Genomic DNA, 22,108 nt, shown 5'->3' with positions numbered 1-22,108 from the left:
TCCTTCTCAAGATCAATACATATATCGTTTATGTCGGCACTTCATCACTAGGCCCCCCCCTGCCTTATTCAAAATATATTGGAAGAGCTTTATGGAATAGGTACAGACGCTAACAATATAGCTTTTCCAGAACCTAAATGGCAAGAAAAGGTTCCACAAATACGGTTAGAAAGTGTTAAAGAAGAGCCAAATGACACATTTTTGTCACAAATTGGCCATTTTACCCCTTTAAGAGTTAAACTTTTTAAATCAGAAAAACCGATAATACTAAACAAACATCCCTTAGGCAAATCATACGAACAAGGTTTTGACAAAACCGGCCAACCTTCTTCCAAACCGCTTGTCAACAACACTGAAATACCCCTTTCAGCCATCATCAACGCTTGCGTCATATGAGAAAGGCTATGATCACTTCGCTCCCCTCCCAAAGCACCACACAAAATAAGCTTTTTAGCGCCATTTTGCAGCGCTCTTTCACATGCCAGAGCACTATCTGTCATATCTTTATCAGAGGGAAAAACTTCACGCGGAACATGACTATATTGACGTATTAAGTTCTCATCTGATGAATCAAAGTCCCCTAACCACAACTCAGGCGTCACATTAAGCGCTGCCGCATGACGCATACCACCATCAGCAGCAATTACCCGACTGTTTTGAATTTGATTAAGCAAACGATCAGTGATATGAACATCCCCATTTAATAATATCGTAAATGTTGTCATGCCATACTTTGCCTTTCACAAAATTTTCTTTACAGTGCATCTTTTTATAAGTGAGAGTCATTTTTTATAAACAAAAAGCATGATATAGCCAAACGAATCCTTATCCCTAATGCCTTTCTTAAAGAAACATACGATACAAAGATACAAATGCAATTTGCCAAATTACTCCGCAGAAATAATGTGCACCATGGTCCAACGCACCCCATTTTTCACCGCAATTTTCTTTTTCGCTCTTGCCTGTATAAAGCCACTCTCATAAGTTTAACGTTTCTCCTTTCAGCTTGTCATACACCCTTTTCTCAAAATGATAGGCTTTCTTCCACTTCTTCTAAAACGATCAAACGTACCAACAACCACAATATCTATGTCACATTAAGCGCTCTGCAACACCCACGTATTTTGCAAATGTATGGTGGCGCTTATCATGATGCAAAACTTGAACACCTTTTAGCAAAGATTGTCCGTAAACTAGCAGTTGCATCCCATAGTTCTCATCAAAGCTATTCTGTAACAATTTTAAACTCAGAAACTATCAACGCTTTTGCGCTCCCCAACGGCTCGATCTACATCACTCGTGGTATGCTGGCATTAGCCAATGATTCTTCAGAAGTTGCAGCCATTTTAGCCCATGAGATAGCACATATCAGAGCCAATCATGGCATTTTACGCCTGCAAAAAGAAGCCCAATTAAAGATGACCAATCATATGTCTTCACATCTTCTTTCTTCTATTGGCAAAAAACTTCATAACCCTATGCAAAACAAGCAACAACTCGCGCAATTTTCCCGCAATCAAGAGCTGGAAGCTGATTCCCTTGCGCTCGAAATGCTCCAACAATCAGGATATGATCCTTTTGCTTCACCACGCTTTCTTCAAACAATGGAAGCCTACAGTGCTTTTCGTAATATTTCTGGCACCCAAAATGCCTCTCTAGATTTTTTAGCCTCCCACCCAACTACCCCTCAACGCATTCGGCTTGCGATAGAAAAAGCGCGTAAAATCAGTAAAGGGAATAGTAAAATATCCGATCATGATTCTTTTCTCAAAAGCATTGATGGCATAATTTTTGGAGGAGGCTTTTATACAGGTTTTGTACGAGGCAACCAATTTATTCACCCACAATTGCGCATAGCTTTTTCTGTTCCAAACAATTTTACAATAGAACATTCAGCACACACTGTTTGGGCCAGTGGACCAGATAAAATTGCGATTCGTTTTGACGCTATCCCACATCCTGCTGAAATATCTGCGATTGATTATTTGAAAAGCGGCTGGATTATCGGTCTAGACCAATCATCTATCCGCCCCATCACAATTCAAGGACTTACAAGTCAAGGTTTTCAAAGCCAAAGTTTACTTGGAGCAAGGGCCCATGCTACCAATGATCAATGGCAATTTGATGTGGTTGTCATTCCATTCAACAACCACATCTTTCGTTTTTTGACGGCCGCTCCACATAATTCTCGAAATTTTGCAGAAATTGCCCAAAAAACGCTACAAAGCTTTCATTCTCTTTCATCTTCACAGTTAAAAAAATTGCAGCCCTTAAAAATCCGTGTTGTCCGTGTTAAACAAGGAGAAACCGTTGCCAATCTTGCAGATAAAATGCAATACACACCATATAAAGAAAAACTCTTTCGCATCCTCAACGCCCTCTCACCAACGCAAACTTTACCCGCAGGTACAAAAGTGAAAATTATTACAGAATAAGCCTTTCTTCTCATCCGTTACAGTTTTGATTCTTTTCTGCCTGTATCACGCCCTCCCCCTTAAAGCATATTCGAAAATAAAGAGGAACACTTTAAAATCCAACTTCATCATGCCTTTATAGGTCTCCGTTTGATATATATATTTCCTCCAACTAACAGCCCCCTATCTTCCTCTGTTTATCAGTAGCGCCCCCAAGGAGGCATATTCCTAAACAAATATGAACACCCCCTAAAACTGACTTTATCATATTCTCATATGCCCCCACTTAATACATTCTCTTTCCTCCCCCCCCCAAAGCCTTTCACTGCTTATATATCGTAAGCGTCTTCTGAATGAACCGTAAGGAGAGCAGAACGCAATTTTTGCAAAGCCCTAGCTTCAATTTGACGCACGCGCTCTTTCGAGATTCCTAACTTTTCACCTAAAACTTCGAGAGTCGCCCCCTCTTCATTTAAGCGACGAAAGCGAATAATTTCCAACTCCCGTTCGTTGAGAATTTGCAACGCATCGTAAAGCCATTGTGTACGCCGTTGACCATCAATGACTTGCTCAATTAAAGCATCAGGAAGAGGACTATCATCCACCAAAACATCCATCTTAGCAATGGGATTATCACTGTTCTCAGAAACAGAAACACTCAAGGAATTATCAGAACTGGAAAAACGAAAATCCATCGTTTCAACATCGCGCACGGAAACACCGAGTTTTTCAGCGATTGTGCGAAAAATATCCTGTTTTGACAAAGCACTATCATCTTGTATCAGTTTTGCACGCAAACGCCGAAGATTAAAGAAAAGTGCTTTTTGCGAAGAACTCGTTCCCCCTCGAACGATTGACCAATTTCGCAAAATATAATCTTGAATAGAAGCGCGTATCCACCACGTTGCATATGTTGAAAAACGCACTTCCCGATCAGGTTCAAAACGTGCAGCTGCTTCCAATAGTCCCACATACCCTTCTTGTACCAAATCCCCCAATGGCATTTTGAAACGTTTAAACCGATTAGCAATAGCAATCACTAAACGCATATGAGCCGCTGCAATTTGATGCATGGCATCATCATCACGTTTGTCTTTCCACCGCAGAGCCAAATCATGCTCTTTTTGTCGTTCAAGATAAGGTGCTTGCATAGCAGAACGCATCATATTACGTCCTAAGCTTTTGTCTGCATCGCTATAATTTTTGCTGCTTTTATAAACAGCATTTGAAAGATTACCCATAATAACCCCTTGCGATTAAAATTATCAAAATTGATTTGGCAACGACATCATTGTTCTTCGCTTAAAAAGAACGCAAAAGTTGTTAACTTCTGTGACCACTACTTTAACGTGTAATTTTATAATCGCAATTGTTTTTTTTACTGTCATGGTAAAACTTCTTGACATAAGACACAATTTCACCTGCAAAATGCCTTTACAATATGCCTTTTAGCCTATGAAATATTTGAAAAAACTTTCTCTTCACTTTTCATGACAAAACAGCAAAAAAATAAAGTGATCATGCAAAAGAAATGCCGTTTTTTGATAACCGGTTCCGTTTCCTTTTAAATTGAAGAATTTATTTATGCTTTTAGCTTTACAATACAACTAATAAGTGTAATTTGCAAATATAAAGCATCCAAACTGAATGAAAACTGAATGAAAAAAGAATCATTCAAGTTTTAAAGGCGCAAAGAAACAGCAAAAAATGACAAGAGTGATTGAAGCAAACGCAACAAACGTGTTAAAGAAAGAGCACCATTATGAAATTGTCGCAAAAAGCTTTTGACCAGTGTCACACTGAGAAAGAAAATGATCATGGATAGCAAGATTGTTCAACAGAATGAGATTCTTCAAGATGATATTCTCATTGAAAAACACGGAAGGGGTAAATTTGAAGGTTTTCGTTTTTATGCCAACAAAAACAGTACCGATCAAATAGCTGAGAAGCAAATTTCAACAGAGAATGAGAATTTGATTCTTGCTTTTTCCAAACGCGCGACACGTTTTTGTGCTTCTGCAAATGGAGATTTTACCCTCAGTTCTGATGGAATTGTGCGCTGGATTGGTCAACCCGTAGGACAACTTGTAGCAACAGAAGATTTTTTTAAACCAAAACTGATTGTTTTAGCAGATGAACAACTCACGGGAGAATCCCGCAATAACGTTGTGAAACGATTAGAACGCTTTGTCACCTTTCATTTTGAAACGACTTTAAAACCCCTGTTTGATTTGCGCAATGCTGATAATTTAACGGATTCAACAAACAGTCTTGCTTTACAACTTTTTAACTCTTTAGGGATTTTACCACGCCGCGAAGTCTTAGACATTGTCAAAAACCTTGCGCAAGAATCACGTGCCGTTCTTCGGCGTCTAGGCGTGCGTTTTGGCGCTTTTCATATCTATGTTGCCGGAATGCTTAAACCTGCTCCGGTTCAAGCCATTACTCTCCTGTGGAATCTTCAAAATGCGGGACAAGATCAAACTGGTTTGGGTGAAGTTTTTTCAGCATTATCTGCTGGTCGAACCTCTTTAATTGTTGACCCTACCTATAACCGCCAATTTTATCAATTAGCCGGCTACCGAATCTTAGGACAACGTGCTGTACGGATTGATATTTTAGAACGTCTTGCCAATCTCATCCGTCCCGCACTTCATTGGAAACAAGGAAGTGATCCTAAACCCGATGGAGCCTATGATGGCAAAAGTTTTTTTGTTACACCAGCCATGATGTCCATTCTTGGGGCCAATGGAAACGATATGGAAGAAATCCTCAAAGGACTTGGTTATCAATCGTACAGCATAAGCAATACTGTTTTTGAACAAAATCTCTTTGCACACCAAGCCTCTTCCCCTGTCAATAGGGCAATGCAAGATGTTCCTGCAGCAGAATGCGTTGGAAGTCAATGGCAAACAGTAAGCGATTTAGAAACAACACGAGAAGAAAAAAATACCTCATTCCCAAACACTTCATCCTCTGGTATTGAAAAACATCTCCATAAAACCAATCGTTTACCAACAGCTGAACCTGTTGGGAATTTTGCCAAATCCCCTCGCTCTACAGAAGAAGATAAAGTTATTTTGTTATGGCATTATAAGCATCAATTTCCCCACCATGCACAAAAAAAACGTGATAAATTAGGAAATAAGTGGCAAAATAAATCGAAGAACGCTGTAAAAAAAGCGGAATACAAAAATGAAAATTCCCCTCAAGAAGCACCATCACAAGCAAAACGCTCTCATAAGTTCCACAAATCCCAAGGGAAACATGCAAATCATAAGCCCTTTCAAAAAGAAAAGCGCCTTAATCCTGATTCACCTTTTGCGAAACTAGCTGTACTACGCGATCAACTCACCAATCATAAAAACACGCACACACTTTCCTCTAAAGAGAATTAAAGTAACAAATGGAGTTTGATCTTGACCCACGTAGTAACCGACAACTGCATTCACTGCAAATATACGGATTGCGTTGAAGTCTGCCCAGTTGATTGTTTTTATGAAGGGGAAAATATGCTTGTTATTCACCCCGATGAATGCATCGATTGTGGTGTTTGCGTGCCAGAATGCCCAGCAGAAGCGATTTTACCTGATACAGAACCAGGATTAGAAAAGTGGTTAGAACTCAATCTTCATTATGCAAACAAATGGCCTAATCTAACCACCAAAAAAGATCCTCTTCCTCAAGCAAAAGAAATGGATGGTGTTCCAAATAAATTAGAAAAGTATTTTTCAGAAAATCCAGGAAGTGGCGAAGAGTAATGATAAAGTGTACACTCTCCTCCTTCAACGATTGAAAGACTTCTCTTGTAAAAATAAAAAATCCTTAAGCGAAATGATTGATTCTTTTAAATTTTGATGTTAGTGTTATTTTAACATGATCATCTTTCTAAGTATTTTTCTTTGCTTGTTATAGTAAAGCGGTGTATTTTTTTTTGATTTAAAAGTACTCGGCTTTTATGCTCACTTAATTGGTACAATATACTTGGTTAAAGAAAACTCAACCCTCAGGTTTATAACCTGTTTTCCGATACATTTGTTGATCATAAGGGAGTAAACTAAAATATGGCATCCCAACATGGAACGTCTTCCAAGACCAAAGAATTTGCAACCTCTGAATATATCGTCTACCCTACGCATGGAGTAGGACAAATTATAGCGATTGAAGATCAAGAAGTTGCAGGACATAAATTAAAACTTTTTGTCATTCATTTCGCGAAAGATAAGATGGATGTCAAAGTCCCCATTGCAAAAGCCCTTTCCGTTGGAATGCGTAAATTATCTGCTAGTGATTCTGTCGAACGTGCCTTAAAAGTTTTACGTGGAAAAGCACGCGTTAAACGGACCATGTGGTCACGTCGTGCACAAGAATATGATGCTAAAATCAACTCAGGAGATCTTATTTGTATCGCCGAAGTGGTCCGTGATCTTTTCCGCTCTAATCTACAGCCTGAACAATCTTACTCTGAGCGCCAACTTTATACAGCTGCTCTTGAAAGAATGGCCCGTGAAATTGCGGTTATCAATAGTCTTTCTGAAACAGAAGCTATCAATCTCATAGAGATGCATCTCTCCAACAAGCCGGAACGCGAGTTTAAAACTGAGAGAGAAGAAACAGATGAAAACAGTAAAGCTGTCTACGCTGCATAATACACTCTTTCATCATAATGATGATATTTCGATAAAACCAGCGAAAAGCTGGTTTTATTTTTTAACATCCTCTCTGCCCTTAAGGACAAAGTTTCTTAACCAGCGCCAATCTATAAACAATCTAACTTTTCGACAAATTCCTCCTCCTTATTTTCTTTCTTCATAGATAACAAACTGATTAATCATCATAATCTAGCATTATTCATATTAAATTAGAATCTTGAATATGGTAAGATTACTCATTTCAAATTGCTCTCATGTTGAATTAATCAAATCACTTGCTTGTCAATCACAAGCGGAGCTGATCTGTGGGTAAAAACTGTACAAAAAGAGCGAGACACTGTCTCAAGCACCAAAGGATATACCAACATTGGAATCTGGCAAGATGTGTAAGGCTGCAGGCTTGCTTTTTTATTAAGCGTAAAGATCATAGTGCCGTTTATACACTACACCGAAACTTTACCATTTACCCCCTTCTACAAAACCATTGGAACATTCAAAAACACCGTCATAAAATGGATGCCACAAATATTGAAAAATATTGCTTTAAAAAAATGCGTGACGGTACAACATAAGATATTTTGTCTTGGGCGCTCTATTTTGCATGAGAAGCATTCCCCCATTAAAGAACGCGATAAAAAAAGCATGAACTAAAACCATCATCTCCATTCTGTAAAAGGCATTCCAAATACTTTTGAAAGCTGTAAAACTAACTTAAAAAATAACAATAAAAATGAACGTTAGCATTGCCCCTTTCAATTTCATATTTTTCCCAAATGAGGTTTCTTATTTCAGAGATTACGAGATATACGCAATATTCTTATTCCAATCGAACACAAAAAATCTAGAACGATTCATAGAGCTCTTAAAAGTCTCACTCTCTGTTTCAAACAGACCGCTAAAGATTGGATATTCTCAGCAGGGATTGTCCAGTTATCATCTTCAATCTGATCTTCACGAATATGACGCAAAGGATTGCTACGAACGCCTGTCAGGATAAGCAAACGCAAAGCCAGTCGTGTTATGTTTTGTGTTTTACAGAGTAACTGATAAAAGGCAGGAACATCTTTCCAATCCATGGCTAGTCTATTAATAGTTTTATAGCGTTGCTTACCTTAAGAGTGCGCGTGCTTTTTTTGCTTGTAAATCAACATCCAAACCCAAAGCAACCGCATGCTTAAGACAACGATTAAGACGCTTCAGTGCTTTATCTGCTGTTGCAGCTTTTGCATGCCAAATAGAGGCAAGGGTATTGCGTATCTCTGTTTGCGTAATCTCTGAAACGGGTAGACAGCCTAATTTAGGGAGAATATAAAGGCGTAAGGGTGAAAACCAATCACAAGCTTTACCATCTCTTTTTAATTCAGCTTTACGACTTTCAAATGCATCTAAAGCAATGTTTTTTAAATAATGAAGATTACGCATTGCCTCACGCTTTTGTTTCTCACGTTCTTTAATGGGATCACGCCCCTCACGTAAAACAGCCCGCCACCCAGTTGCCAATTCACGGGCTTGTTTTAAAGAAACATCTCTCAAGGCACCCAAACCCATTTCGCAGCCCCCGGAAAGGTATAACGGTAAATCCATTGACCACCCCCATCTCTTACGTTTGTGAAGAAGCAAGCCGGCACCATCGTTATATTTGTCAGCTCGTGGGTGTTGTGCTACAGCCCTTGGCTCTTAAGACAATTCATAAGAGTCCTTTCTTATACAAATTTTATCCACACACTCATCCCGCTTGTGACGTGCAAGCAAGTGGTTTTGATTGATTCTAGATAGAGAGATTTGAAATGAGAAAATCCTACGATAGACCTTCCATTCAAGGCGCAAAACAACAAATGATCTTTATAAATCAATGTGATGTCGATCTCTATTTTTTTAAGGAGAATCACATGTCACAATATAAGCCTATAGACAACCATTGCCTTAAATATTCTCATAAAAAACACCGATATGCTTAAAGCCTTACATAGATCAACTGCCTTAAACGATGATATTTTACGGTCTAATAGGATTCTCTCTATAATCAATAAAGATTAAGTGCGATACAAAATGATTCTATTACTGAGCTAACTTATATCAATACCCAAGCTCTTAACGAAGTCATCATAAAAGACACTGATACAAGTAGCCCTTTATAGCCTCTCAAGAAAACAAGAAAATCATCTCCCACAATAGAATCATTTCTCTACGGCAAAACTTTATCCCACATATGTTCCCAAGAAAAAGCGAAAAACGCATCTTACCCAATGCATTCACTAATGAATCAAGAGAAACTTACCACTGAAAGAGATAAAACGCTAAAGTTTTAACCACTAAAACAGAACGTCCACGATACATTCCCTGTTCCACATCGATAGAAGACGATGCAAGAGAACCTCAACATTCATCTTAAAGCGAAAATGCACGCCCCAAGCGTGCATTGATCGATGCAATAAAAGAAGTTTACCACTGGAAAAGAAAGAAAACGCTAAAGTTTTAACCACTAAAACAGAACGTCCACGATACATCCCCTGTTCCACATCGATAGAAGACGATGCAAGAGAACCTCAACATTCATCTTAAAGCGAAAATGCACGCCCCAAGCGTGCATTGATCGATGAAATAAAAGAAGTTGACCTCTGGAAAAGAAAGAAAACGCTAAAGTTTTAACCACTAAAACAGAACGCCCACGATATATTCCCTGTTCCACATCGATAGAAGACGATACAAGGGAACCTCAACATTCATCTTAAAGCGAAAATGCACGCCCCAAGCGTGCATTGATCGATGAAATAAAAGAAGTTCACCACTGGAAAAAAAAGAAAACGCTCAGTCTTTAACCACTAAAACGGAACGTCCGCGATACATTCCCGTTTTCAAATCAATGTGATGAGGACGACGTAATTCACCAGAATTTTTATCTTCGATATAAGTCGGCGCCTTCAGAGCATCAGCCGAACGGCGCATGCCCCTCTTCGCTGGAGAGGTTTTTCGTTTAGGTACAGCCATAAAAAGACACTCCAAATCCATTAAAACAGAAAAAGCAATGTCAAAAATGACAATGCTTCATTTAAAAACACCATAAAATTTTAAGATATTATACACTGATAAAAAAGAAGAGGCAATGTCAAAATGATCCTTCTCTTACTAAAAATGACCTTCTTGTTATCAAAAATGGTGTCACAATAATCAAAGGAATATCAAAAACACTGCAAAATTTGAGAATTTTATACACCAATGAAAGCTTTTTTATAAGACCTTCATTCAATTTTTATTTGGTTTAAAAAGGGATTTGCGCATACAGTAGAGATACGGATAAAAAGAGAAGTTGATTTTTAATAAAAAACGACGCCAATTTATGAAAACAAGAAAAAGCGACAACCTTTCTCTTTAAACTTCATAATTTCATTTTTGTAAAAACAAAGGAAGCAAGAATGCACGAATTTACCACCCTTCTTGCAAAACATAGAGACACCGTTGAAAAGCGGCTTGATACCCTGTTAAGTGATCAAATCCAAAATGGTGAAATTTCACGCCCTAAAAACTTAATCAAAGCCATGCGTTATGGTGTGCTGAACGGTGGAAAACGCTTGCGTCCTTTTCTTGTAATTCAAAGTGCTGCACTTTTTGATGTCCCTGTAGAACATTCTCTTGATGTTGCATGTGCCTTAGAATGTATCCATTGTTATTCGCTCATTCATGATGATCTTCCCGCTATGGATAACGATATACTCCGGCGTGGAAAACCCACTGTCCATGTAGCATTTGATGAAGCAACAGCAATTCTAGCAGGCAATGCCCTCTTAACATTTGCCTTTGAAATTATTGCTCATAAAGCTAGTATTTTATCTACAGATATTAGAATCAAGCTGATCACGTCTCTTGCACAATCGGCAGGGCTTGGCGGTATGTTAGGTGGACAAATGCTGGACCTTGAAGCTGAAAAAAGACCGCAAGAAAGTACTGACATTATCACTCTACAACACATGAAAACAGCAGCCCTGATAAGCTTTGCTTGCCAAGCAGGTGCCATCATTGGCAATGCATCTAAAGAATTAACTGAAAAGCTTACTGATTTTGGTACCTATCTTGGTTTAGCCTTTCAATTAACCGATGACCTTCTTGATGTCACCGCCAACACGAAAACCCTAGGAAAAACGGCTGGGAAAGATGAAACGGCACAAAAAGCCACTTTTGTTCATCTTTACGGCATTAAAGAAACCCAAAAAAAGCGAGATACACTCATCAGTAAAGCAGAAGCATTCTTACATCCTTTTGGCGCTAAAGCACTCCCCCTCCAACAAGCAGCACACTTTAGTGCAATACGCCAAAATTAAACTTCATCCACCCTATTGTACATAGTGTACACCATCATATTTATTGAATGCATAATAGACTTTTCAAAGAAACGTTACCATTAATCTCCATTATAGTCCTTATCATGAAATGGGTGCGACAAATCTTAAGAAGAATTTCATTAAAACAAGCCGCGTGAATTTATAACACAAATGCATTCTGGGTATCCTATTTTGCATGAAAAATGCCTTCCATTAAAGACTGAAAGAAACAAAATGTGAAAATGCGTAATCACCATGTTTTAAAAGATATTACAGTGGGTGGTGGGTGCTTTAAAGCCGAATAAAAAACAACCGGAAAGAGGAAAACTCGTTTTCTCCTTTATATCTTTAATCTTCTAACGATAAGGCAAAAAATAAACAGAATAAGTATAAAACCAGGCATTTTATAAACCCGCAAAAAACAATAAAAGAAGTACAATGCCCTCAGTAGAGAGTCGTAATTTTTATGCCTTTCCACGCTATCTTGTTGTAAAAGATCAAATATGCTTACATTCTGTAAATTCACTCGTGTATTGCTTGCTCTCTAAAAACACTTTTACAAAAGTGCTCGTTGTTTAGTTTAAGCATCATTTTTTTGAAGCTCGTATTTAAAATATCAGAAAAAAATGAACATAATGGCTATTTTGATTTTTATGCCACCCTCAAAGAACAAAGTCTTTTAATCCAATCTGCTCTGTAAACAGTCTAGTTTCCTACCGAGTAGGTTTCTCTCGCTTTCCACGCATGCGATTCACTTAAACTAAAGACTCGATAAACAGACTTAAGAATATTCACCATGCACTTCTTAAAATACTTAATGTATCAAACAGGCTACCTTCACCACCCCTCAAATGACAGTATGTTACGGCATAACAGGATAAATAAAACCACTAATTTCAATAGAACGAAAGACCAAAGCAGTATTATTACCGATCTCTCTTTTCTTAGCAAGAATAATACAACACATTGATTTATAATCATAATTTGTGGTTTTTCAACTTGAATAAGAACCCTGAATATCATAAGATTCTCTCATTTCAAATCTGTGTATGTTAAATCAATCAAAATCATTTGCTTGCACGTCACAAGCGGGAAAAGCCGTGTGGGGCAAAACATCAAAGAAAAAACTAAAAAAATGCCTCTTATGAACCGTCTTAAAAGCCAAGGGCTATCCGCAACATTAGGGGCGAGAAAAGTGAATGATTGTGTCGGCATGCTCCTTCAAAAGCAGAAACATTTTTATTTACAAAATTGTGTAATAACTTCAATTTAATAATAATCTTGATCACTGTACAACTTTAATTCATCACGCTCTTTATCTCGTTTATTCAATTCATCACATAAAAAGAGAATTGATAAGCTTAAACAGAGAATGATCATTGCAACAGAAAGATAAAAAAGTCCTTATTATTATATATAATAGCGCAATCTAATTTGTGATAAGTAGTTTTTTCAATCCAAGTGCAAATTTCCTCCTTTAAGTGCAATTTTCTTATTAAGATGAAAAGCATCATTGTAAGTGAACCTATGCCTGTTGTAAAAGCTGGAAAATATGTCCACCTTTTGAAGCCATAATAAAAAAACATGCAACATGGCCAAGAAAATGCCGCGATTATCAAGAGTATTATAGCCATTTAATATCCTTCGAGAGAATTTTTCTCATTATCCATTCAATGTCATTTGTAAATTCTTCTTGGTTTCATCATGTCATATATCGTGTTTAGCTCTATGCAAAAACGCGCTATTTGTTTAGTGTTGTCACCATGACCAGCTCTCATACTAGACACAAGGTCAATAATTTGTGTTGTTGGGCTGATGCCATTTCCGCTGGAAGAATTAAGAAATTTTTTCGCGTAATCAATCATGGGGTCGGTAGCATTCATAGACATATTATATGCCCAAATAAAATCGCTTTCTCTCCAGTTATAGTCATTACGCAAACTGCTTATGACATTGAGTAACATATCTGCTGATATCCATTCATTATAATCACCACGCAATAAATTAACAAAACGTCCACATAAAACAATCAGTATGTGACGATGCCGTATAATGTCAAACTTTGGTACGATATTCTGATAGCCATGGCTGTATACAAATTTTTTTGCTTGTTCATGCTTTTGAAAATGTTCAAAAGCGCCGTAATTTTCACTGATATATTTTTCGTAAAGTCTATCGTACTGTTCTAGACTATCTACGCGCGTACATCCCAACAACACAGATACAAAAAAAGAGTTATAAATGTTACAACACGCGTTATGGATAACGATTTCATCGCTTTACCTTTTAATGACCATAATTTGTACGGCTTAACAGATTCCTATCAAATATATCAATATATGCTGGTTTCTTGTGGCTTATTTATAGCAAATTGTACTCAACAATATTTCTGTACTTGGTTTTATTCCCTCTCAAAGAGGGGGCTGTCATTCAAAGTTTCCATAGATAAGTTTATTATCTGGATTAAGAGTATTTTCTAACATCAGAAAATACAGAGCTAACGCCACAATCAAAGAGAAAATACTCAAAAATGAGAATGTACAACGTAAAAAAATTATCTCAACAAGATGATTGATATTTTAAAGGAGGCAATGGTAAAATCCGCTAAATATACCAACAATAAAATAGATCATCAAAATATCAAAATCGATCATACGGGAATTCTTATGAGGACAGGCTATAAATTGTCCGACTGCTTAAATTAGCTCTAATGAGATAAAGTGTTACCAGCAAGGAACCAATAAAAACGGGAAAACTGCTCTATCACCATTCCTTAATAAGCATATAATCTGGCACAATCATTTTCTTTATCAGCGTCCAATCTTATCAGCAACTCTTTGTGCAATATTCATAAGCAGCATTTTTATTTCCCTTTTAACGATTATTATGCCAAGCCCACTTATAATGTACAAGCAGATGACTTTGATTACTTCAACATACATAGATTTTAAATAAGAATAACTGAGACTATTCAGTCTTTCTCATTCAACATGCAAAAACAACGATGCGCCTTAATAAATCAAAGCCTTGCCCCACTATGAAACCCTATAAAACACGTATCGTAATAAGTTAATATTCTCACTGAACTTTTTTGAGAGTTCCTTCTAAAAAAAATACTGCTAACAAGTAAATCAATAAATAAATAGCAAAAATATAAACGAGTGAGAAAAAGCCAAATATATTGACCATATACGCACTCATGTAAAAAAATACCAATAAGCTAAATCTCCCAACAGTTGACAAGAAAGATTCATATGTAGCCCTGAAATAATCACTAATACTATCATGCAAAACAACTTCTACACGAAGATATGTATACTTAATGAGATAAAAAATCATACAGACTAAAATGACAGCCATTTCTTTTCTTGGTTCAAAGAAAGCAACGGTAAAAATCAGTGAAGCCGAAAGAAACAACAGTAAAATAAAATTCACTCTTTCACTTAGTTTTGTAAAGAGAAGACTAGCCAAGAGCTGAGAGAACAATATAAGTGAAAATGTCACACCAAGATCAAAATAAGTGACATTAATATTATGATCTTTAAATATCCACTGCCAATACTGCGAGAATATATTGAAAAAGATCAATGAAAAATAAAAGCATAAAGAGATATAAGGAACTTTAATAAAAATAGACAACATCTCCTTAGCTTCACAAATGAGAGAATTCGCTTTATTTGGTTTTTTCTCCCCCTTCAAGTCATCAAGAAAAAACAAACCAAATAGTGTCGTCATCAACATTAAAAACGCCGCGATATACCATATATATTGGCTAGAATAATCAGCAAAATATGCCCCGATTAAACTGAATATAAACATGCCGATGTAATTATATTGAGAGCTGGAACCAAGCACTTTTTTAGTAGATGTCAATTTTTCTTTTGCATATTGAACAAGTAAAGCATTATAGGCTCCAGCAATTAATGTCAGCGATAAGGCATTAAAAGTTTCTGCCAAAAGAAAACCATAAAAGCTTGTAGAAAATCCCATGAGAAAGAGCCATGTGGCAGCAAAAGCCGCTGCCAAAACGATCGATATTTTATAACTTTTTCGATCAGCAAAATATCCCAGAGGAATATCGGTAACCATCATAATAAAAGCCTGAAACGACTTAATGACACCAATATCAATAAGCGTTAAGCCTTTTTCAAGCATATAAAAGACAATAAAGGCGCCAGTTAAAATCCTTATACCATTAAATAAAAAGCCAAACGCTAATATACTTGTCATGCACTCCCCCAATAACGCCAAAAAAGGCACCCGTATACATCATTTTATATCCATATAAAAGCTTACATTTTACGACAAATAGGACTATAATCGCTATAAGGATTTCCAATCCTATCAATTTGATACCCCAAAAAATGCTGGGAAAATGCCTGAAAAATCAATAAACAATGTTCTTTCTATAATTTGATATTTGAAGAATCCGTTAAATATTTTACTGTCTCAAGAGCAGCCAAAAACCAGCAACAACATTTACGGATCCATTTAAAGTATTCATATCGTTTTGCTTAATAGTCTTAACACACTCAAACTCATTAATATCCTTCATAAGCTTCTGATTCTAAAACAGGCATATCATCTGGTTTTACCTAAAATAATAAGCAACCAACAACAGTATTGACCATAGCTAAAGCAGCATACAACAGCACCCTCTTCACATTGAAGACAGCTTGTTTAAAAAAAACGACACACCCTTTTTACTTCAACCTTATGCGATTTTTACCTCAACCTTGCCCAAAGCGTGTATGAATATAATCACTCAAAAGCGCTTCAAATTCTTCAGCAATGTGATCACCCCGCAAAGTTTTTACCTTTTGTCCCTCAATAAAAACAGGTGCCGCTGGACTTTCCCCCACTCCAGGCAAAGAGATTCCAATATCCGCATGTTTTGACTCCCCCGGTCCATTGACGATACATCCCATCACAGCCACCTTCAAACTTTCAACGCCAGGGTATTTTTCACGCCAAACAGGCATATTTTTGTATAAATCTGCTTCAATTTTTTGCGCCAATTGTTGAAAGACCGTAGAAGTTGTGCGCCCACAACCAGGACAAGCCGCAACAACAGGCAAAAATTGGCGAAACCCCATCACTTGCAAAAGTTCTTGCCCCACCTTTACTTCTCGTGTCCGATCACCACCAGGTTTTGGTGTTAAGGAAATTCGTATCGTATCGCCAATCCCTTGCTGTAATAAAATACCCAAAGCCACCGAAGAAGCAACAATGCCCTTTGTTCCCATCCCAGCTTCCGTTAATCCCAAATGAAGAGCATAATCACAACGCGCCGCCAAGGTGGTATAGACAGCAATAAGATCTTGGACATCACTCACTTTAGCAGAAAGAATAATTTTATCACGCCCCAATCCTAACTCTTCTGCTAAAGCAGCCGAAAGCAAAGCCGACTGAACAACAGTTTCCCGCATCACTTCAGCCACAGATAAGGGTTTTTCTTGCTGTGCATTTTCATCCATAAGCCGTGTTAACAACGCATTATCAAGAGAACCCCAATTCACGCCAATGCGAATAGGTTTATGATACCGACAAGCAATCTCTATAATTTCTGCAAATTGACGATCTTTTTTTGCGCCAAAACCAACATTTCCAGGATTGATGCGATATTTTGCAAGCGCCTCAGCACACGCAGGATGCTCAGATAAAAGCTTATGACCAATATAATGAAAATCCCCAACCAATGGTACAAAAAATCCTAACCTCTCCAATCGCTCCCGTATTTTTGGTACAGCCGCCGCCGCTTCATCGCGATCAACAGTAATTCGAACCAATTGTGAACCAGCTTGCCAAAGAGCAGCTACTTGAGAAACAGTTGCATCAACATCAGCGGTATCTGTATTAGTCATTGACTGTACAACTATCGGGCTCTGCCCCCCAATAATCACATCACCAACAACAACACCAACAGATCGACGACGCTCAAGTGGTTTAGATAAAAAATAGGTCGTACTCATCAAGTCCTCAAATTTTTAAAACCTGCGCTATCAATCATTATTTACATTGACTTCCTCCGCGCTTCAAAGGACGAAAATTACACCGCCCACCAATCTTAACAGATTGCTCTCAAAAGGTTCTACCTACTAACACTGATGCAATACAATTCATAGGTAGATTCATTCTATAGACGCACCGGATAAGTTCTACTACTTCTGTTCAAGTTTATACTTCTACACTTGGTTGCTTCAAAAAGAAACTGAAACAAAACAGAGACAATACTGTATTTTTAAGTTGCATGCCGATACCTTAATCAACGTCACCACAAAACAATGTTTTACAACACAACAGATAACGCCTATCAAAGCGCAATTTTTAAAAATGCATGAAAGACATCGCCAAATTAATCCAACATATTGATTTATAATAATCTATTTTTTACAAATTTGAATAGCAACCCCAAATATCGTAAGATTTCCTCATTTTAAATCTTCTTAATTGAATCAATCAATACCACTCCCTACAGCCACAAGAGAATAGATAGATAAAAACTCCTTATAAACTATTTCAAGTGCCAAAAGCTATCCCAACACTTTAAACAAACAAAAAAATGAAGACATCGCCCACCATCTTTATGAATGAATCTTACACCATTTTGTAAAAATTTTTACCTTACATCCTTAACAAACACCATCACGAAATGAACTCAAGTACATTAAGAAATGCCTCATTAAACCCAAACTTTTAATTCTCATCTCACCCACGCGCGGCATTATCAATGCAACCTTTCAATGTTCAAGCCGTTATAGCAAAACCCCAAACACCATCCCAACTGTCACACAACAATTTAACACATGAAGGAGTCAATAAATGTGTCTATTTTCACCCCATAGAAAAAATGCTAAAATTAAAAAACGTATAGCACAATTAAAAAGAGAGCTGGTCCCCGTAAATCATTGGAGTTTTCAAAATGATAGCTTTGAAAATATTTCTGAGCTGTTTAACACATGGAAACAAAAAGGCCGTCACGCACTTTATCACCTCAACGAACATGCTACAGAATTAAAGAAAAAAGCGAAAGAAAATCCTAAAAAAACCCTCGCATTAGCAGCAGGAGTCGTTTTAGTAAGCTTCTTACTGATCCGTAAAAATTAATAACACAACCAATAACCTTCCCTTTTAATGCCCGCCTTAAAACGGGCATTTTTATGGTTTACAAAATATAAACTTTACGTCTTCCTCCTAACTTTACGCCCTCACCCAAAAGGATAAGTTTCCCATCCGACCCAGTCTATAATCCAGTTTTTTATCTGGCATCCCCCCCTACCCCCATCTTCCAAACATGCGGTGACACCACACCTCAAAGGACAGTGTTGTGCAAAACCACAGGCAAAGCTTCCAATACTCCCCCCCCCTACTGAGTTAGTTCAAAAGAAATGGAAGTGAGTAAAGATGCATGCGCTTTAATATTCTAAGGAACATTATTTTACATCATGACATAAAAGTATAAGAAGCCTAAGAGCTTTAAAACATGTAGTATAGCAAACCAAACGAAATCTTCCAATGTAAACAACCACTTGCTATAAGTAAATGACGCAAAAATTAAACTGAAAAAACCCAAAATTTCATCCTCCAGAATCGACTCGCTGCGAAGTATCTACATAGGTAACTACGGACATGCCAGGAATGAGTTTTTCAATCCCTTCCTGCCCAGGATCTAAAGCAATCCGTACTGAAATACGTTGCGCAATTTTGATAAAATTACCAATTGTCGTATCCGTTTTTAACAATGAAAACTCTGAGCCTGTAGCAGGTGCAAAACGAACCACACGCCCTGTTAACTTTTTGTTGTTCAATGCATCAACAGAAAAAACAACCGGTTGTCCCACACGCATCTGAGAAAGTTGCGTTTCCTTATAATTAGCAATAATCCAAATATCATCAGAAATAACAGAGACCAATTGTGTCCCCGGCATAACATATTGCCCTACCCGCGCTCCAACTAATCCAATATAGCCTGTTCGAGGAGATAAAATCTTTGTGTGATCGAGATTAAGTTTTGCCAACTCAACACTCACCTTCGCTCCCGCAATTTCTGACTGTAAACTTTGCCGTTCAAGATCCAATTGTTTTTGCAATTGGCGTTTTGTTTCGAGAGCTGTCAAGAGTTGTGAAAGAGGACGAGAAACAGAACTTGCCGCATCACCAAAACCTAACTTTTTACTATCTGGAACAACATTGGAAAATGCTCGTGAACGCGCCAATTCCACCTCTGCTGTATTAATTTCGCCCTGCAAAAGCTGTGCTTGTAATTCAATACTTGCCAGTTTTGCATTTTTTGAATCGAGAACAGCCTGTGCCCGTGCAAGCTGCTGCCGAAAAAGAGAATCATCGAGCTCAAAAAGCAGCATTCCCTTTTCAACACGTTGATAATCTTGCACATAAATCCGTGCAATCACCCCAGAGATCTGTGAACTAACCAGAGTAACATTGCCCTTAATAGAAGCATTATCCGTTATTTGAATGTTACTCACAAAAGGAGGAAGCCTCCAAGCCCACAAAATCAGCAAAACACCCGTAATGCCCGATAGGAATGCAACAATCGTAGCTTTTGACCGTAATTTTTTTATCATTTTTTGCACCCCTCTTTCTATGACATTACTCTACTTTTCTAATGCACGCAAAGAGCATGACTTAACAATCATTGTGACAAGAAAAATAACGAATACAACCATTGAAATATAAAAATAAAGCCGAAAAACGTCATCATAAGCAAAAATATTTGCTGTTAACTTAAATTTCTCTATCAACATAGAAGTACCCTGCTCACTTCTCAAGCCATTGGGAACAGAAACACCATAAGAAGGCGAAAATAAAGTATTCATCTCACCAGAAATAAGCGGATCAGTAATAATAATATTTTGTGTTAAGGACTCAAAGTTCTTATGGGCAAAATAAAACTGAAGGCTGCCAAAAAAAGCCGACCCCATCAATCCCCCTGTCACTTGCGTTAGCAAAAAAACAGCAATAAAACTTAAAACGTAACGCGGTCCTCGCTCACCAGCGATCACAAACCCTTTGAAAAGAGCAGGAGGCAAAAAAAGTGCATAACTAAAACTCACCAACCCTTGGCTCAACATCATATCTTGTGGGCGCGTTAAATGGTTTACATGACTATCTAAATAAGCTCCTAACGCCAAACAACCCAAAGACAACAAATAAAAATAATCCTCACGCCCCGCCCGTAAAAAAAAGACACAAACAGCCCCCCCTAACAGAATCCCTAATGTCACCGCAAGATACATGGGCGCCATCTCACGATTGAGCAAACCAAAAAGATTAAAAAACCCTACGGGCAAATTTGACCGCTCCAATAAAAAAACATGAAAAATAAATAAAATAAAAACAGATTGGACCATTTCTTTACTGAAAATCCAACGGAGATCAATCAACGGTTTTTCTCTATTAAGCTCAATAATAATAGCAATAGCCAACGAGAAAATAGCAAGTGCGAGCCCCCAACCAATCCATGGTGCTTCATACCACCAATACAATATGCCAACAGACATGATCACAGCATTTAATCCAAGACCAAGAGCAATCAAACCATAGCTTATCCAATCTAATTTTTGAATAACCTTACTACGCACAACAGGAGTAAGAGGCAAAGTATAGATACAGACCAAGCTGATAAGAACCAACCCCATTTCCAGAGCGGAAAGACTGGAAAAACCACCATTTTCCAGCAAATCAGGAGAAATCAAACGTGATAAAGGTGCCGCTAAAGCCGCATTCATATAATTCAAACTAAGACCAACAGTAAACTTCTTTGCTGGAGCAAAAGCCTCCATCATATAAAGCAGCGCAAGCGAAGCCAAAGGAGCAGCAGCAATCCCAGCAAAAAAGCGAATAATCAATGCAGAACGCAAATCCGTAACAAAGAGCTGCAACACGCAAACCAAAACAAAGCCAAGAATTGATAATTCAGCAAAAGCGCGCAGCCCAAATTGATAGCGGATTTTGATCAACATAATCGCTACACTCACATTTGGCGCCATATAAGCCGCTACCAGCCATGTCGTCTCGGCCAAAGTTGCATGAAAATCACCCGTAAGATGGACAATGTTAGACTGAACAATATTAGCCCCTAAACCATAAGCCCATTGCAAAATAAGAGAAGCAAAAATATAAACAAAGCACTTTGGCAAAGGTCCCGCAAAGACACGACCAGGATGAGGAAAAGGTTTTGCACTCCTTTTAGCAGACACAACCGTACTCTTTTTTCCGCTCATGTCATCTTTTCCTGTATACTCTGCTACGCTTCTATCAACACAGCACCATCAGCTGACAACTGCTGGAAAAAAGCCTCTATTTTATGATTGTCCTCATCACTTGTCCCTCCTTCTAACGTCGCTTGAATCTGCAAAATCTGCTGTTCTAATACATCAAAAGAAAGATTCTCTACAGCCACAACGTGCTCTACCAATAAAGAGCAGCCTGAAAAGGTAATATTTGCAACACCCCCGCATACAGCAAATAATTTTTCACCCAAAGAGGTGCGAACACGAACACTGCCCAACACAATACTTGCCGCCAATGGCGCATGGTGCGCCATAACTGTCAAATAACCTGAGGCTGAAGGAAGAACAACAGACACTACCTGCTCTGAAAACACAATTTTTTCAGGCGATACAAGCTCAAATAAAAAATGCTCTTCTCTATTGTTTTCCACAAAAGTCTCCACAATACCCGATATAAGGACTCTCCGTTTTCT

Annotated in this window: 18 protein-coding genes; 6 read left to right on the top strand and 12 right to left on the bottom strand. The window is 37.9% G+C overall.

All coding sequences use genetic code 11. From position 1 onward, the window contains the following. Positions 1-89 precede the first annotated feature (89 nt). A complete protein-coding gene (locus ACFIMP_RS03825; protein WP_375621008.1) occupies positions 90-725 on the bottom strand; it encodes a thiamine diphosphokinase in 636 nt (211 codons plus the stop codon). Between the two features lie 147 nt (positions 726-872). On the opposite strand from ACFIMP_RS03825, the gene ACFIMP_RS03820 reads away from it, so the two are divergent. Then, on the top strand, positions 873-2,435 hold the full coding sequence (locus ACFIMP_RS03820) for a M48 family metalloprotease (RefSeq protein WP_375686012.1): 1,563 nt from the start codon (positions 873-875) through the stop codon (positions 2,433-2,435). A gap of 308 nt (positions 2,436-2,743) precedes the next feature. Here the strand turns inward: ACFIMP_RS03820 and ACFIMP_RS03815 are convergent, their stop codons facing one another. After that, positions 2,744-3,655: an RNA polymerase factor sigma-32 gene (locus ACFIMP_RS03815; RefSeq protein ID WP_015856975.1), complete on the bottom strand. Its 912-nt coding sequence runs from the start codon at positions 3,653-3,655 to the stop codon at positions 2,744-2,746. A gap of 576 nt (positions 3,656-4,231) precedes the next feature. Here ACFIMP_RS03815 and ACFIMP_RS03810 point away from each other — a divergent pair. The 3 genes from ACFIMP_RS03810 to ACFIMP_RS03800 all read left to right on the top strand — a co-directional run bounded on the left by ACFIMP_RS03810 (position 4,232) and on the right by ACFIMP_RS03800 (position 7,063). Next, positions 4,232-5,812: a hypothetical protein gene (locus ACFIMP_RS03810; RefSeq protein WP_375671760.1), complete on the top strand. Its 1,581-nt coding sequence runs from the start codon at positions 4,232-4,234 to the stop codon at positions 5,810-5,812. Between the two features lie 21 nt (positions 5,813-5,833). Continuing rightward, positions 5,834-6,175 (top strand): ferredoxin FdxA, encoded by a 342-nt coding sequence (fdxA, locus tag ACFIMP_RS03805; protein WP_015856977.1) that lies wholly within the window; start codon positions 5,834-5,836, stop codon positions 6,173-6,175. A gap of 303 nt (positions 6,176-6,478) precedes the next feature. Next, positions 6,479-7,063: a CarD family transcriptional regulator gene (locus ACFIMP_RS03800; RefSeq protein WP_273790499.1), complete on the top strand. Its 585-nt coding sequence runs from the start codon at positions 6,479-6,481 to the stop codon at positions 7,061-7,063. Positions 7,064-7,917: 854 nt separating this feature from the next. On the opposite strand, the gene ACFIMP_RS03795 is transcribed toward ACFIMP_RS03800, so the two are convergent. From ACFIMP_RS03795 to rpmF, 4 genes are all read right to left on the bottom strand, one after another. After that, positions 7,918-8,142, bottom strand: a complete 225-nt coding sequence (locus ACFIMP_RS03795) for a hypothetical protein (RefSeq protein ID WP_375686011.1) — start codon at positions 8,140-8,142, stop codon at positions 7,918-7,920. A 31-nt stretch (positions 8,143-8,173) separates the two neighbouring features. Beyond that, positions 8,174-8,686, bottom strand: a complete 513-nt coding sequence (locus ACFIMP_RS03790; protein WP_375686010.1) for a phage integrase central domain-containing protein — start codon at positions 8,684-8,686, stop codon at positions 8,174-8,176. A gap of 692 nt (positions 8,687-9,378) precedes the next feature. Next, entirely contained in the window at positions 9,379-9,573 is a 195-nt protein-coding gene (locus tag ACFIMP_RS03785; RefSeq protein WP_375686009.1) for a hypothetical protein, read from the bottom strand. 301 nt (positions 9,574-9,874) lie between these two features. Then, positions 9,875-10,054 (bottom strand): 50S ribosomal protein L32, encoded by a 180-nt coding sequence (gene rpmF, locus ACFIMP_RS03780; RefSeq protein WP_005774555.1) that lies wholly within the window; start codon positions 10,052-10,054, stop codon positions 9,875-9,877. 425 nt (positions 10,055-10,479) lie between these two features. On the opposite strand from rpmF, the gene ACFIMP_RS03775 reads away from it, so the two are divergent. Next, positions 10,480-11,382, top strand: coding sequence for a polyprenyl synthetase family protein (locus ACFIMP_RS03775; RefSeq protein WP_375613181.1), 903 nt, complete (start codon positions 10,480-10,482; stop codon positions 11,380-11,382). A gap of 1,676 nt (positions 11,383-13,058) precedes the next feature. Here the strand turns inward: ACFIMP_RS03775 and ACFIMP_RS03770 are convergent. From ACFIMP_RS03770 to ispG, 3 genes are all read right to left on the bottom strand, one after another. Next, positions 13,059-13,595 carry a hypothetical protein gene (locus tag ACFIMP_RS03770; RefSeq protein WP_375686008.1) on the bottom strand — a complete coding sequence of 179 codons (537 nt, stop codon included), beginning with the start codon at positions 13,593-13,595 and terminating at the stop codon, positions 13,059-13,061. A gap of 865 nt (positions 13,596-14,460) precedes the next feature. Next, a complete protein-coding gene (locus ACFIMP_RS03765) occupies positions 14,461-15,612 on the bottom strand; it encodes an MFS transporter (RefSeq protein WP_375632067.1) in 1,152 nt (383 codons plus the stop codon). Between the two features lie 500 nt (positions 15,613-16,112). After that, positions 16,113-17,354, bottom strand: coding sequence for a flavodoxin-dependent (E)-4-hydroxy-3-methylbut-2-enyl-diphosphate synthase (gene ispG / locus ACFIMP_RS03760; RefSeq protein ID WP_375686007.1), 1,242 nt, complete (start codon positions 17,352-17,354; stop codon positions 16,113-16,115). Positions 17,355-18,204: 850 nt separating this feature from the next. On the opposite strand from ispG, the gene ACFIMP_RS03755 reads away from it, so the two are divergent. Continuing rightward, complete coding sequence (locus tag ACFIMP_RS03755) at positions 18,205-18,489, top strand: hypothetical protein (protein WP_375611728.1); 285 nt, start codon at positions 18,205-18,207, stop codon at positions 18,487-18,489. 470 nt (positions 18,490-18,959) lie between these two features. On the opposite strand, the gene ACFIMP_RS03750 is transcribed toward ACFIMP_RS03755, so the two are convergent. Genes ACFIMP_RS03750 through atpC form a run of 3 tightly spaced genes read right to left on the bottom strand, consistent with a single transcriptional unit; the run spans position 18,960 to position 22,066 of the window. Further along, the gene (locus ACFIMP_RS03750) at positions 18,960-19,967 is read right to left on the bottom strand and encodes an HlyD family secretion protein (protein ID WP_375611727.1); all 1,008 of its coding nucleotides are present in this window, start codon (positions 19,965-19,967) and stop codon (positions 18,960-18,962) included. A 30-nt stretch (positions 19,968-19,997) separates the two neighbouring features. Then, the gene (locus tag ACFIMP_RS03745) at positions 19,998-21,626 is read right to left on the bottom strand and encodes an MFS transporter (RefSeq protein WP_375638260.1); all 1,629 of its coding nucleotides are present in this window, start codon (positions 21,624-21,626) and stop codon (positions 19,998-20,000) included. A 23-nt stretch (positions 21,627-21,649) separates the two neighbouring features. After that, positions 21,650-22,066 carry an ATP synthase F1 subunit epsilon gene (atpC, locus tag ACFIMP_RS03740; protein WP_375686006.1) on the bottom strand — a complete coding sequence of 139 codons (417 nt, stop codon included), beginning with the start codon at positions 22,064-22,066 and terminating at the stop codon, positions 21,650-21,652. Positions 22,067-22,108: the final 42 nt, after the last annotated feature.

It is taken from the genome of Bartonella sp. AP65SXKL (assembly GCF_042195725.1).
In the GTDB taxonomy this organism is placed as follows: domain Bacteria; phylum Pseudomonadota; class Alphaproteobacteria; order Rhizobiales; family Rhizobiaceae; genus Bartonella.
The sequence above is the reverse complement of the archived record's forward strand: the minus strand, read 5'-3'. Positions and strand labels throughout refer to the sequence as shown.

Coding starts and splice junctions, on each gene's coding strand:
- ACFIMP_RS03825 (WP_375621008.1), bottom strand. CDS start 725: ATGACAACATTTACGATATTATTAAATGGGGATGTTCATATCACTGAT.
- ACFIMP_RS03820 (WP_375686012.1), top strand. CDS start 873: ATGCAATTTGCCAAATTACTCCGCAGAAATAATGTGCACCATGGTCCA.
- ACFIMP_RS03815 (WP_015856975.1), bottom strand. CDS start 3,655: ATGGGTAATCTTTCAAATGCTGTTTATAAAAGCAGCAAAAATTATAGC.
- ACFIMP_RS03810 (WP_375671760.1), top strand. CDS start 4,232: ATGGATAGCAAGATTGTTCAACAGAATGAGATTCTTCAAGATGATATT.
- ACFIMP_RS03800 (WP_273790499.1), top strand. CDS start 6,479: ATGGCATCCCAACATGGAACGTCTTCCAAGACCAAAGAATTTGCAACC.
- ACFIMP_RS03795 (WP_375686011.1), bottom strand. CDS start 8,142: ATGGATTGGAAAGATGTTCCTGCCTTTTATCAGTTACTCTGTAAAACA.
- ACFIMP_RS03785 (WP_375686009.1), bottom strand. CDS start 9,573: ATGTATCGTGGACGTTCTGTTTTAGTGGTTAAAACTTTAGCGTTTTCT.
- rpmF (WP_005774555.1), bottom strand. CDS start 10,054: ATGGCTGTACCTAAACGAAAAACCTCTCCAGCGAAGAGGGGCATGCGC.
- ACFIMP_RS03775 (WP_375613181.1), top strand. CDS start 10,480: ATGCACGAATTTACCACCCTTCTTGCAAAACATAGAGACACCGTTGAA.
- ACFIMP_RS03765 (WP_375632067.1), bottom strand. CDS start 15,612: ATGACAAGTATATTAGCGTTTGGCTTTTTATTTAATGGTATAAGGATT.
- ispG (WP_375686007.1), bottom strand. CDS start 17,354: ATGAGTACGACCTATTTTTTATCTAAACCACTTGAGCGTCGTCGATCT.
- ACFIMP_RS03755 (WP_375611728.1), top strand. CDS start 18,205: ATGTGTCTATTTTCACCCCATAGAAAAAATGCTAAAATTAAAAAACGT.
- ACFIMP_RS03750 (WP_375611727.1), bottom strand. CDS start 19,967: ATGATAAAAAAATTACGGTCAAAAGCTACGATTGTTGCATTCCTATCG.
- ACFIMP_RS03745 (WP_375638260.1), bottom strand. CDS start 21,626: ATGAGCGGAAAAAAGAGTACGGTTGTGTCTGCTAAAAGGAGTGCAAAA.